Below are 12814 nucleotides of genomic sequence, written 5' to 3' on the forward strand. Positions count from 1 at the left end.
AAATAATTAAAAAGATATCTAAATTGATCGCAGGGTTCGATGAAGCAGTTTTTTATAGTCGTTCGGTAGATCAAAAATTAAAGTATGCAGACAGTGCAATTGCAGTTTCAAGTAAGACTAAGGATGCTGATTTGATATCATGGGCGTATTTAAAAAAAGGTATTATTTACTATTATAATAAGAGGGATTACAGAAAGGCTCTTCAGCAATATCTTATTGCTTTTAAAAATGCTAAAAACACGAAAGATCTGTACATGAGGAATAAGATCGTTTACCATTTGGGAATGGTCAGATCTTATTTGGGGTATTATGAGGACGCAGCGGATCATTTTACTGAAACGGCTGATTACTATGAGCGGAATATTTCTGAAAAAGATCATCCAAATACAAGAATCAACAATGAAACAGGATATTTCAACAGTATTTATCGTCTGAGTACTTGTTATAAAAACCTGAAACAGTACAGTAAAGAAGATTCTCTTATTGAAATAGGACTTAAAGGAATAAGAAATGCAGATCAGCATCCGCTGGAGTTTGCATACTTTCAGAAAGGAAAAGGTATTCAGCAATTACGTAAAGGTAATAATGAACAAGCATTACAATATTTGAAGGTCGCAGAAAGCATTTTGATCCATGAACAGGATTACGCGTCTCTTTCTACCGTCGACTTTTATTTAGGAAAGCTTTATTGGATTTCAGGGGACAGATCGTCTTCATTGGTTTATTTGAATAAAGTTGATTCTATCATTACTAAATTCAAATTTATTACCCCGGAAATTACTGCTAACTATCAATTACTGATTAAGGATGCGGAAGAGAGAAATGATAAAAGCAAACAGCTGTACTATACGAATCGGTTGATCAAGATTGATTCAATTTTGAAGGCAGATTTCGCGTTCTTATCATCGAGGATTCATCGGGAGTATGATATCAACTCACTAACTGAAGACCGGGAGCGCCTTCTCAGAAAAAATAAATATGGTATTGTTTTTATCTTGATCATTATTGCTATCGGTTTAATAATCTTGTGGTATTTAGTGAATCGATTCAGAAAAAGGGAGCATAGGCTTACTTTAAAGTACCATCAGTTGCTGGACAAGTTAAGTCATCCTGAAGAAATCAATTACAAAGATTCAAAAGTAGTTGTTCATCGTTCAAAAGAGGTATATAGTGATGAAGTTGTAGATACTATCAAAAAAAATCTCAAAGTGTTTGTGGAAAGGGAAAAGTTTAAAGATGAAAATTTGACGTTGGAGCAGACTGCAAAGATGGTTGGGTGTAAAAGAAATGCGCTATCCTATGTTTTAAATACTCATCTAAAGACAACCTATAACAACTATATCAAAAATGTCCGTATTCAATTTATCACAAAGAAGCTTTTGGAGAATGACAGTATCTATCTGAAATACAGTATGGACACGTTGGCCAAGGAAGCCGGAATGAAAAACAGACAGATCTTTTCAAATCATTTTTTGGAAATTCATGGAATAAGACCTACTGACTTTGTTCGTAAGCGAGTAGAGGAGTTGAAGCAACAGGATGGATAGCTAATTTTTTATATCCGATTTTTACGTTATCAAAATATATAAACGTATGACAGGACAAAATTTTAGAAAAAAAAATGATCAGCTTTGGAAGAATCTTACAACAACAGTAGACCAGATTAACAGGAGCGATAACGATATCGTCAGTCGATCTGAGGAAATTTTGATGGAAACAGATACTGCCATTAGACAATTGAAAGATCACTTGCGACAATATAAATTTTTAGACTGGAGTGACGAAATTCATTTTTTCAAGAATACCAAACCTCAATTTATTGCAGTTTACATTTATTACTCCAAGGTTTTGGCAATAGAAGCTTCAAAACCTTACGCAGATCCACAAGCTCTCCAATCATATTATGAAAATGAAAGGGCCAATCTTTTATATTTTTACAATGAGCAAAGAGAATTTATCAGCTACTATCGCCGGAAATCCACTTACCTGGATAAAAAATATTTCGTCAGGTTTAAATTTGATTTTAAATTAAAGCTTAGTCCTGAATTATATAGCTATGATGAGGAATTTTCAACATCGCATGATCACATCGTATCTCAGATCCTGGCCAATGATCTGTTGGATCAATATTTATCGAACAAAATAAATTCGAAAGATGTCAAGGAAAGCTCAATCGCACACATGAAAAAATTGGAATGGACAGCTCCGAAGGTTGCACTGATCGAACTCTTATATGCGCTTCATCAAACCAAGTGTTTCAACGGCGGACATTCTGATCTCGCGGAAATTTTCAGATGGGCGGAAAATTCACTCCATATCAATTTAGGAAATTATCATAAAACTTTAGGTGAGATACGACTTAGAAAGTCTGACAGGACTAAATTTATTTCTTTACTTCAGAAAAATTTTGAGCAGTATATTGATGATTTGGATATATAAGCTACCCATAGCTGCCTGAAATTTTAGTTGGACTGAATTCCTAATATCCTTCCAAACCTCTATTCCACACTAAAAAATCTCAACAACCTTTTAGGTCAGTAGTCGATAGTGTTGGTGTTTATTGATTTCTGTAAAAAATGCGTATCACTCAAAAGTGTTTGAAACTCGAGGTGTTTATGCATAGTATGTACAGGAAAATCTTTCGGTAGTACCGAAAAACTACCGAAAGATATTTTCCGTGATTTTGAACCTTTGTCAGACAAAACAATTTTGAAATCATGGCTATACTTATTATTAGACAAGAAGATCTAGAGCAGTTTAACACTGAAGTGCTGGAAGATATCAAAGATTTATTTTACGCTAAGACAAATGAATACAAATTATCGCTTCGGATCTCCGGGTTCAAGAAGATGCATACCATTTCTTCGGGAACGTTATATCTGAGGATCACCGGAACTATTTCTTACAGTAGAGTAGGAGGGACTTTGTGTTACAATCATGGAGACGTAGGGAACTGCTTACAAACTTTAAACATTTAAGTCAATAATGATGAAGCAAGCTAATAAAATTATTGATTTTTTTGGAAATGTTATTAAGGATCAGCAGATGACTGCAGGACATGTCAGTTTATATGTTTCTTTATTCCAGTTATGGAAAATCCATGAATACAAAAATCCGTTTCGAATTAGTCGCAGAGAAGTCATGAAGCTAAGTCGAATAAAATCGTTCCCTACATACTACAAATGTATAAAAGAGCTGCATCATGCAGGATTCATAATTTATTCACCCAAGTACAATTCTTATGAAGGAAGTTTTATCGAGATTATTGATTTCGAAGATGATTTCTTCGGAAAAAACGAAACTGTACAGAATCAGAGAACAGTATCCAGTGATAAGATGTGCTTTTCTTTTCCGGTATTTTCTGAGGTTGAGATATATTTTCTAGAGCAGGATCTTCGATCTGATCAAGCAAATCAGTTCTATTCCCAATATCAATCGAAAAACGGGAAGGTTGGTTACGACAGATCTGTGAAGTGTTGGAAGTCAGCCGCAAGAAACTGGATTTATACCTATAAAAATACAAATCAAAACCAGAAAACATGAGAGAAATTAATCTTGATACTCCTATCTGGCAATTGACTGTTGGTGAATTCCTGGAGATTTCAAAAGGCCTCAGTTCTGAAAAGAAATACGAGTATGGGCTGAAAGGCTTAGCAAAAATTTTGGGTTGCTCTGTCTCAAAAGCTTCTGAAGTAAAGTCATCAGGAATATTGGATGATGCTATCATTCAAAACAGGAATATTATCATTGTTGACAAGGAAAAAGCATTAACGCTTTTCGGAAAAAAATAATAATGTACTATCTTGAATTGATACAACGATTTTGGGATTTTAATCAAAAAAACCAAATAGGTGCTACCGGAATTTCAATGTATTTGTTCCTGCTGAAAACGGGCTACGACAATAACCGGTATGATTTCCATATTTCTGATGTGGCGATGAGTAAAACGTTGGGACTTACCAGGAAAACGATTAAATCCACAAAAGAGAAACTTGCAAAATTTGGGTTGATAGAATTCAAAAGCCAAAACGGAATCCCGGGCTATTATAGATTAATGTTAAATTATCCCCTACAAATTGCTGAGCCAATCAAAGTAGCACAATCAAATATTGAAAAAAATGCTGTATTTCCTAGAACACAGAATGTGGAAATTCTAACATCAATACAGCAGTTAGTACCTAAGGTAGATCATAAAAAAATTCCAAGTTATGAGGAATTTATTGAATACGCGGAAACATTGGAAACGTACGATACTGAATTAGAATTACGTGTTAAAGAAAAATATGAAGATTGGTTACGTAAGGGTTGGCGGAATAATTCCAATCGACCTCTTACCAATTGGAAGTCTTCCATAAAAAGCATATTACCATACATGAAAAATAGGGATCATGAGCATCAACTTTCAGTATCAGTTATCCCAAGTATCGAACGTCCAAAAATTTAGACAGGAAGTAATTTTATGGTAAAGAATTTAAATCTGAAAAAAATGTGAATTAATATGGCAGATCATGTAAGACTTGTTCGTAAGGAATTTGAAAATAATAACGAAAGAGTTCCCGATAAAATACGATTGGGTAACCATTTCGTCGATGATTTCATTTTTGATGATAATGGAACTGCTGATATTCCGATTAATGCTTTACGGGTTATTTTTAATATTATTTCCATTATCAGCAGTGAGCAGTTTCGTCCGGAAGATCGGCCCCGTCAACTCTCCTTATTCGATGAAGAATTTGAAACGGAACATAATGTATTTGCTTCGATGAAGATTAGGAACAGTAAGATCTCTCCAAGTGGTTCCAGCAAACAGGTCGTTGATGCTTACGAATTTTTGGCGAAGTTCAAAATGAGCTGGTATAAATCGCTGAATTCAAAAGGTAAGGAAATCAAAACTTTTGGAGGTCTCATCTCTGCACCCACATATGATCGATGGGGGTACACCACGTTTTTGATCAGCAGCTATTGGCTGAAAAAACTATTGGTCATTCCGGAATACAATTATGTACTGTATAATTTAGTGTACAATATCCGCAATAACAAACATATTATTTTTGCCATCTGGCTTTCGAAGCTGCCAGAAAAAGGAACGGCTTTAAAGCTTTCAACCTTAAATAAAAAATTTGGGCTGAACTATAAAACAGCTAATGATGTATGTTTTAAATTTCTAAAGCCGGCTAGGCTGAACCTGAACCTGTATAATAATTTATCATTCAATTTTAAGTATAAAGGTGATTTGATCTATATCCTTCCTTTTTCTACTAAAATGATCGCGGATGTTGATGTAGAAAAACATAACAGGGAGCAGCTCGATATTGTTCGACGGTTAAGATATTTCAGAAACAGATACGGTTTGCAGGAAAGTGAGATGATTCAGTTTAGCTATCAGTACAAAAATATTCCGCAAACTAGAGAACTGATCAATAAGGCTTTTAGCGAATTCATCACAATGAGCAGATTGAGGGGAATAAAGTCAACGGAATCACAAGGGAGAATATTCTTGAACACAATCCAGGAAATCATAATCAAGTTATACCGGGATACTAAAATGGGAGGGTTGCTGCCTAATGGTTATCCTGTTATTATATGAAGTCGGAATTGTACTCATCTGTATTTCGTAATAGCGCTCATTCCAATTTCGGATTTGCTCTCGCTGAAGTTAAAGTGATGTTAAAAAGATGAAATTCTATGATCCGTTTTCGGAATTGCGGTCGTTCCATAATTTGACGAACATTTGAAAATGTGAATATGTTCTGAAAATTGTGAGTAAATCGTTTGAATAAGTGATGAGAGAAAATACCATTCGGATTTACGCTCATTCGAAAGAAAGAAAGTATTCGGATTTGTGCTGATTTAATTTTCGGAATTGCTCTTATTTAGAGTTCGGAATTTTGCTCGTTCAAAAGCATCATAAAATGTTTTGCTATAAGCTGATCAAGCGAACTCCTAAAAGTATATATAAAAATAATAAAAGTCTTATTCTATATTAAAAGGAAATGGGGATAAAAAATTTGCTTTAAAAAGAAAAATATGAATTGCGAAAAAATAAAAGGAAAGGTAAGCATCCGGACAGTACTTGAATCGTTCAATCTTTTTCCTGTAAAAGAAAACGGTAAAACGGGTTTTTATTTTGCGCTGGACAGAGAGGAAAAAGTGCCCAGCTTGTCAGTTGATTATATAAATAATAAAGCGTTTGACTTCGGAACAGGAAAAAATTATGACATCATCTCAATTGTGCAGCAAATCAACAAAACTTCTGTCTCGGATGCTCTGAAATATTTGGAAAAATTTAATTTCCAACCTCAGGAAATTGATCAGAAAGAAGAAGTCCGGTCAAATGCAAAATATGAAATTATACAGGTAAAAGAGGTTAAACATCCTGCATTGGTGCAATATTTAAAATATAGAAATGTTTGTGACCAAATTCATTTCGTAAAAGAAATTCATTACCAGATAAATGGTAAAAAGTTCTTCGGAATTGGTTTTTTAAACGATTCCGGAGGGTATGAGATCCGAAATAAGTATACTAAGATCTGCTTAGGTAAAAAAGATGTTACATTATTAAAAAGTGGTATGGATTGTCAGAGGGAAGTGAAAATTTTCGAGGGATTTTTTGACTTCCTGACTTATAGAAATATTCAAAGAGGAGCAAATGAAGTTTCAGATTACCTTGTTTTAAATTCAACTGCCATGCTTTTTAAAGCTGAGGAGTTGATGAAAAAATACAATATAATATCCCTTTTTCTGGATAACGATTCCAATGGACGACTAATTACAGATAAGCTTTTCAATCAATACAATGCTGTTCGAGACTGTGCATCAATTTATACTGGTTTTAATGATTTGAATGAATGGTTTTGCAGCTCAGGTCGTTATTGCGATTATTAAGTGAATCTTTTAGTAGAGTATAAGTAGCATTCTTTTTCATTGTTACGAATGCTTCTGGAAATGCTTTTCAGCTTAATGAAGGTCTATCTTTTCAGCCATCATTAGAAATGCTGTAAAATTATCTACTGCATCAGAAGATAATATCGTTTGTCCAGCTTTACTAGTAATTTCTTTGTCTTTTTACTTTCGGAGCTTTTTTGATGTTGCGATAATAATATTTAATCTTTTCATGGATTTTAAGACTAAACTTAAGCAGCTTTTTTTCCTCTACATAATCTTAATTGATTAGAGAATATGAAACTAGACTCTGGTGCAAAATCTACCTTCACATATATGGTAATTAAAACAAATTGGCTCATTAAATGATGATTTTACGATTTCTAATACGAAGTATATTTTCTCGTTCCATCTTTTTTATAGTCCTGATAGTCGTTTCAAGACATAATCCTGTTAGTGATGCCAGTTGCTGTCTGGTTACAGGAACTTCAAATGTGAAAGGCTGCACATTATTATGATTTTGTTCTTTTTTCATTACCTCGATAACCTCTTTTAATCTTTCTGCTGCATTTGGACTCGATATTTTCTGCATCAGAAGAAACTTCTGATTAAGTCGTTCTGCAAGCGAGTTACAAATATTTAGATAAAGTTCAGGCTTATTTGCTAAGTAATTGAGCAATGTAATCTTAGCAACTTTTATAATGGTACACCGAGTCAAGGCAATCGCATTTGTTGGATATCCTTTTTCTGTAAAAAGCATCGATTCACCAAGTGCATCTTCGCAGCTCAGAATATTTTGAATAAATTCTTTGCCATCACTATTGTGATTGCTCAATTTTACCTCGCCGGTAACTATCTGATAGTAAAATTGCGGGCTCGAGTTTTCATGAAAAATATAATCCCCGGGATTATAATTTTCTTCTGTTGCTCCTATAGTTTGTAGAAGTTCTTGTGGAAGAGACATAATAATATTTTTTATGGTTGGTGTTGGTTTACTATATAATTCCCTTAACATAATCATCATTCTAATACGTAAGCTCACTGTGCTCAAGCTTAAGATCAAAGTAAGTGACAATTTAACTTCCATATTGAAAAATAATTCTAGTCATAATCGTCAAGTGGATATTCTCTTTCAGGACGTGCAAGAGACGAACCTCGAAGGTCATATTACCACTGCTATTCATTAGGTCGGAGATTATTTTAAATCGATACCAATAAATATTCCATAATATATGAAATGAATGTGATTAAATTATACATTGAATGAAAACTTGATTATTTGATTATTTGATTATTTAACAATTTCCATTAGATTTGCATTTTACATCAATCAATTGTGAAAGAAATCTCAAGCATATAATTGATATGTGAAGCCTTATTGACCAACAAAATATTTTATATGGAAGATGATAAACAAGTAGAATTAAGAGATTTTATTATTTCTACTCTAAGAGTATATGTTAATGAGATTGGAACTGAAAAAGATACCGAAGAAAGTTATCTTTCAGTATTTAAATCAATTCAGGATTATAAAGGTAAAGTAGTAAGAGAAGATTTTAAAAGTTTTCTTTCTGAAATTCAAAACGTTTTGCTTTTTGAAAATGAAAATCAATATAGAAAAAAAGCCGGAGAATTTTTATTAGATCTCGTTAAGTCAAAAAGTTCAATTGAATTCATAATTGGTCGGTGGTATGATTATTATTCGGAAATAATAAAGGATGTAAAAACGAATACATTTCAAAATAATGAAATGGAAAATACAAAAAACTTATACATATTTTATTTGTATTTTGATAAAAACAATGATGAGTGTGCAGATGTTCAAAAAATCGTGTGTAATAGAGAATTATTGGTTGGTGATATTTTAAATTTCAGTGATAATGAAATTTTGGAGAATTTAGAATATATATATAAAACGCCACTGTTTAAGATTGTAAAAAGAGAATATTCAGTAGAATTTGGCGAGATGAATTTACATTTGGTACAATACAGTGAATAAAAAAAAGGTGCAAATAATTTCACTTTAGACCAACCCACCGATTTAACCCTTGTAGTGGTGCCCATATATAACCTTAACTATAAATAATCAGTGGATTATGATAAGATATTTTTTCATTATCATTTGAAACAAAATCAGAAATTAAATCGTGCTAAAAAAGAGTTATAAAGTTTTTGCATTACAGTCTATGGCAAGTATCTAAAAGCTAATACGGAAGATACAAATATTGAAATAGGGCACAGAAAATAAAAACAAAGATGACAACAGTGTTCACTTATAGATCCGTGTTTTGGTGCTTATCCTCACTTATTGCTATGTGCAAATTATATCATGGTGTCATTGGAACTTTTCTCTGAAGTTTTTATAGCACCTGTTATGACTTCCTTAGCATCTTCTGCCGGTACTGTTTGGGGGCTCCATTTAGCATGATTCGATGGCTTAAGCTTGTGTCCCATAAATTTGGTGTACACCTTTGTAAACTCTGCACCGAAGAATATGATTTGAAAACTATAGTTGACCCAGAGCAATAATAAAATAATTGTTCCAGCTGTGCCAAAGGAAGAACTAGGGTTAAACTTGTCGAAATAAAATGTTAAAATGTATTTCCCTAAGGTGAATAGTGCTGCTGTCACGGCTGCACCTACCCATACAGATTTCCATTCAATTTCAACATCAGGTAAAATTTTAAACATCGCACCAAATAAAAATATTGTTACCATTAATCCCACAACAATATTAACAATGTTCACCATTATCAATGTTTCAATGCCAAAACGACGAATTACCCAATCATTCGCAAGGCCAATAAAAGAGCTTAATAGTAATGTGATCAGTAAAAGAAATGCGATAACTACAATCATTCCTAAAGAATTGGCCCGATCCAGGATGAATTTTTGCCAAGCTTTTTTTGGGGCCGCTGTGACATCCCAGAGCTTATTCAATGATTTCTGAAATTGGAAAAATAATGATGTTGCACCGAAAACAAGTGTCACGATTCCAATAATTTTCATCACAATGTTTTCTTTGTCGACCATACCACCTATAATCATTTCTTCTAAACTCTTACCAACATCTTTTCCCATCATGCTTCCTATCAGTTTGGTGATTTCTCCTCGTACCGCTTCTTCTCCGAAAAAGATTCCTGTGATCCATATCACTATGATTAAAAGACCTGGAATAGAAAAAATTGCACTATATGCTAAGCTAGCAGCTTCTGTCCCTAAATCCCTTGCACTCCAGTCCTTGTATGTACCTTTTAGTATTGTCCAAAAGTTATTTAGTATTTTCATAGATTATTTTTTTAGAAAGACGGTAAATCACAATTTTCACACATCGCGATAAAAGTAGATATTCAAATTTTATACCTATTTGAAGAAGGACGAACTTTTTTAAAAGAGTCACAGGTGCCTCTGCGAAAGATTTTACGTACTTCTGCAGGTGCATTCTTGCGAGATTATATTTTTACTTTGTCCTAAAATTTATAGATACTTCAATAAAAATCTTAAAGTATATGTATAGTCCGAATACAGGTGGAAGCCTACCTGAGTAAACCAGATACAGGTTAATGGCAAAAAAGAATGAAACCTGCGTAAATCAGAATTAATGCATTTAATAAAAAATAGGACCAAATGGATCATCTAACCTGCGTAATATGAATATAAGTGCAATTGCATTTCTGCGTTAAATAGCTAGAGGTCAACTGCGTAATATCAGTACAGGTTAAAATCATTAATCAGATTTACAATACTTCTGTGAATTCTCAATTTTCAAGCAGTTATTATTTTTGTGTCCTATTTAATGGCTACACTTTTTACAATTTCCCATCAAAAACAATAAAGATAAAACTCACTGATTTACTATCTTATAAATTATTTATCAGAACCATGAAAGTTAAGCGGCTTTTTAAACATTCTTATCAGAATGAACAACTTATATAAAAGTGTCATAGGTGTATTGGGGCCAAATTATGTAATTCTACTGGTGTTTTGTTGCGAGATTACGTTTTTATTTTGTCCTAAAATAATAGATACTTTAATAGACAATATGGAACTACTTGTATAATTCGACTACAGGTGGAATCCCAACTGCGTAAATAAAATACAGGTTGCCTATAAAAAACAATGAAACGTGAGTAATTTAGAATTAGGCCATGTATAAAAAATAGGACGGTATGATCATCTAACCCGCGTAATATTAATATCAGTGCAATGCAGATCTGCATTAAATATACAGACGTCAGCTGCGTAATGTAATTGTCGTTTAAAATCACAATCTGATTGGCCAGACTATGGCTTATTCTCATTTCACAAGCACTTATTATTTTTCATATTTAAAGGCTTCTCTTTTACATTTTCCCATCAAAAAGAGTAGAGAGTAAATACCAGTGATTCTTTATACTACTAATTGTTTTTCAGAGTCGCGAAAGATAAATGACTTTTTTGAGCAAGATGTGTCTTTGTACCCACAAATTTTGGCAAATTTTCGAGTTCAAAGACGATCTTGCCTTTTTTGCAAAAAGGAGAAAAAACAGCGGAACTTGTTTTTTTTATTTGGAGTGAAATTTACTTTATGATTCTAAACTGCTCCAATTTATTCTTTTTTAATTTTTTCTAAATCCAGATGTTTCCATACTGTTTGTATTTGGCCTAAGCCTCTGTAAATCTATTGCTTTCGAAGATTTTATTGTCCAGTTTTGCAAAAGAAATATTATTCAGAAAGCAATGGAAAAATTATTTAGAGTCTTAGTGTTTGTTTTAGCTGTTCATATTAAAGCTCAAGTTGGAGTCAACACGCAGAATCCTTCAGCAACTCTGCATGTTGTCGGCAAACCAGACTCGCTCAATCATTTTGATGGCATAATTCCGCCAAGAATTACTGGTGATCAGCTTGCCTATAAAAGTTATTCATTATTGCAAAAAGGTGCCATTGTTTACGTTACGCAACCTTCATCAAATCTGTCCGGGCAAGTGATTCATGTTGTTGAAGAAGGTTACTACTATTTTAATGGACAGTTTTGGAATCAGATGTTTAAGGAGCCCAATTGTTATGATGCTCTGATCTTATTGGACGAAACACTTTCCGCAAATACTATTGTGGAGCAAACCTCATGGAGCACTTATCTGCCATTTCCTACAAATCCACGACAGTATGCTTTATCATCAAAAATATATCGATTAGGAACATCAGGACTTGGAATAACCGGACAGATTGATGCGAGGCGATTTGGGACAATTGGCTATTTGGATGTGAGTATCAATTGTTCAACACCTATCAATTCAAACTACGTAATGTTAAATCTTTCCAAACCATTACGGGATTTAGGTTTTATGTCGAATGGAAATGTAGGTTCGCTGAACAATATTTTAGTAAGCGGAAATTCTAATGGTGTTAGTCCAGGAATAGAACAGGGAATTATTTCATTAACGAACGTCGAATTCAACCTGCTACTTTGGAAAAACCAAATTGAAAAGTTCGACGGAACCATTAGTGGTATGACCACGTTTCCTATCAATTATTTGAATGTAATAGAATGATAAACAAGAAGGATTTTGAGAAGAGAGATTACATCAAAATAAGGATTTCGATTATTCAAAAGGAAAAGTGGAAAAAAGTCTGTTCAGAAAAAAAAATCTCCCTAACAAATTTAATTATTAATTCTGTTGAAAATAGGATGATGGATAATGAGAGAAAGAAAGTTTTAGAGTTTATTGAAAACCAGGATAATGTATTTGTAAAAATTGAAACCAACATTAATCAGGTTGCTAAGATTACCAACAGTCAAAAATTTGTAAGTTCCAAGGATCTGAATTATTTTTCAGAAAGGCTAACAGAGATTATAGTTTTGAAGGAGAAACAGAATAGAATATTTGAGAGTATCTACACGTTGCTGGCTAAATGATCATTAAGATTATGGCTCCCGGATCTTCAAATTTT

The 12814-nt window shown here is 33.2% G+C and carries 12 protein-coding genes; 10 read left to right on the forward strand and 2 right to left on the reverse strand.

Annotated features, from left to right (window positions below; all coding sequences use genetic code 11):
* Positions 1–23 precede the first annotated feature (23 nt).
* The 7 genes from OMO38_RS17190 to OMO38_RS17220 all read left to right on the forward strand — a co-directional run bounded on the left by OMO38_RS17190 (position 24) and on the right by OMO38_RS17220 (position 6885).
* Entirely contained in the window at positions 24–1547 is a 1524-nt protein-coding gene (locus tag OMO38_RS17190) for a helix-turn-helix domain-containing protein (protein WP_264751419.1), read from the forward strand.
* 46 nt (positions 1548–1593) lie between these two features.
* Positions 1594–2439, forward strand: coding sequence for an RteC domain-containing protein (locus OMO38_RS17195; RefSeq protein WP_264751420.1), 846 nt, complete (start codon positions 1594–1596; stop codon positions 2437–2439).
* A 546-nt stretch (positions 2440–2985) separates the two neighbouring features.
* The gene (locus OMO38_RS17200; protein WP_264751421.1) at positions 2986–3543 is read left to right on the forward strand and encodes a hypothetical protein; all 558 of its coding nucleotides are present in this window, start codon (positions 2986–2988) and stop codon (positions 3541–3543) included.
* Complete coding sequence (locus tag OMO38_RS17205; RefSeq protein ID WP_264751422.1) at positions 3540–3791, forward strand: DUF3853 family protein; 252 nt, start codon at positions 3540–3542, stop codon at positions 3789–3791. Before OMO38_RS17200 ends, OMO38_RS17205 begins: the two co-directional genes overlap by 4 nt.
* A 2-nt stretch (positions 3792–3793) precedes the next feature.
* A complete protein-coding gene (locus OMO38_RS17210) occupies positions 3794–4444 on the forward strand; it encodes a hypothetical protein (RefSeq protein ID WP_264751423.1) in 651 nt (216 codons plus the stop codon).
* 54 nt (positions 4445–4498) lie between these two features.
* Positions 4499–5587, forward strand: a complete 1089-nt coding sequence (locus OMO38_RS17215) for a hypothetical protein (protein ID WP_264751424.1) — start codon at positions 4499–4501, stop codon at positions 5585–5587.
* A gap of 440 nt (positions 5588–6027) precedes the next feature.
* Complete coding sequence (locus OMO38_RS17220; RefSeq protein WP_264751425.1) at positions 6028–6885, forward strand: toprim domain-containing protein; 858 nt, start codon at positions 6028–6030, stop codon at positions 6883–6885.
* A gap of 358 nt (positions 6886–7243) precedes the next feature.
* On the opposite strand, the gene OMO38_RS17225 is transcribed toward OMO38_RS17220, so the two are convergent.
* Complete coding sequence (locus tag OMO38_RS17225; RefSeq protein WP_264751426.1) at positions 7244–7846, reverse strand: Crp/Fnr family transcriptional regulator; 603 nt, start codon at positions 7844–7846, stop codon at positions 7244–7246.
* 435 nt (positions 7847–8281) lie between these two features.
* Between OMO38_RS17225 and OMO38_RS17230 the strand changes: the two genes are divergently transcribed.
* Positions 8282–8881, forward strand: a complete 600-nt coding sequence (locus tag OMO38_RS17230) for a hypothetical protein (protein ID WP_264751427.1) — start codon at positions 8282–8284, stop codon at positions 8879–8881.
* A 323-nt stretch (positions 8882–9204) separates the two neighbouring features.
* On the opposite strand, the gene OMO38_RS17235 is transcribed toward OMO38_RS17230, so the two are convergent.
* On the reverse strand, positions 9205–10170 hold the full coding sequence (locus OMO38_RS17235) for a YihY/virulence factor BrkB family protein (RefSeq protein WP_264751428.1): 966 nt from the start codon (positions 10168–10170) through the stop codon (positions 9205–9207).
* Between the two features lie 1431 nt (positions 10171–11601).
* On the opposite strand from OMO38_RS17235, the gene OMO38_RS17240 reads away from it, so the two are divergent.
* Entirely contained in the window at positions 11602–12414 is an 813-nt protein-coding gene (locus tag OMO38_RS17240) for a hypothetical protein (RefSeq protein ID WP_264751429.1), read from the forward strand.
* On the forward strand, positions 12411–12779 hold the full coding sequence (locus OMO38_RS17245) for a hypothetical protein (protein ID WP_264751430.1): 369 nt from the start codon (positions 12411–12413) through the stop codon (positions 12777–12779). Before OMO38_RS17240 ends, OMO38_RS17245 begins: the two co-directional genes overlap by 4 nt.
* Positions 12780–12814: the final 35 nt, after the last annotated feature.

The sequence above is a fragment of the Chryseobacterium kimseyorum genome, from assembly GCF_025971945.1.
GTDB lineage: Bacteria > Bacteroidota > Bacteroidia > Flavobacteriales > Weeksellaceae > Chryseobacterium > Chryseobacterium kimseyorum.

What these genes read in the sequence shown, in the direction of transcription:
- OMO38_RS17220 (WP_264751425.1), top strand. Translation starts at nt 6,028, where the DNA reads ATGAATTGCGAAAAAATAAAAGGAAAGGTAAGCATCCGGACAGTACTT.
- OMO38_RS17230 (WP_264751427.1), top strand. Translation starts at nt 8,282, where the DNA reads ATGGAAGATGATAAACAAGTAGAATTAAGAGATTTTATTATTTCTACT.
- OMO38_RS17200 (WP_264751421.1), top strand. Translation starts at nt 2,986, where the DNA reads ATGATGAAGCAAGCTAATAAAATTATTGATTTTTTTGGAAATGTTATT.
- OMO38_RS17245 (WP_264751430.1), top strand. Translation starts at nt 12,411, where the DNA reads ATGATAAACAAGAAGGATTTTGAGAAGAGAGATTACATCAAAATAAGG.
- OMO38_RS17225 (WP_264751426.1), bottom strand. Translation starts at nt 7,846, where the DNA reads ATGTCTCTTCCACAAGAACTTCTACAAACTATAGGAGCAACAGAAGAA.
- OMO38_RS17205 (WP_264751422.1), top strand. Translation starts at nt 3,540, where the DNA reads ATGAGAGAAATTAATCTTGATACTCCTATCTGGCAATTGACTGTTGGT.
- OMO38_RS17240 (WP_264751429.1), top strand. Translation starts at nt 11,602, where the DNA reads ATGGAAAAATTATTTAGAGTCTTAGTGTTTGTTTTAGCTGTTCATATT.
- OMO38_RS17235 (WP_264751428.1), bottom strand. Translation starts at nt 10,170, where the DNA reads ATGAAAATACTAAATAACTTTTGGACAATACTAAAAGGTACATACAAG.
- OMO38_RS17215 (WP_264751424.1), top strand. Translation starts at nt 4,499, where the DNA reads ATGGCAGATCATGTAAGACTTGTTCGTAAGGAATTTGAAAATAATAAC.
- OMO38_RS17210 (WP_264751423.1), top strand. Translation starts at nt 3,794, where the DNA reads ATGTACTATCTTGAATTGATACAACGATTTTGGGATTTTAATCAAAAA.
- OMO38_RS17195 (WP_264751420.1), top strand. Translation starts at nt 1,594, where the DNA reads ATGACAGGACAAAATTTTAGAAAAAAAAATGATCAGCTTTGGAAGAAT.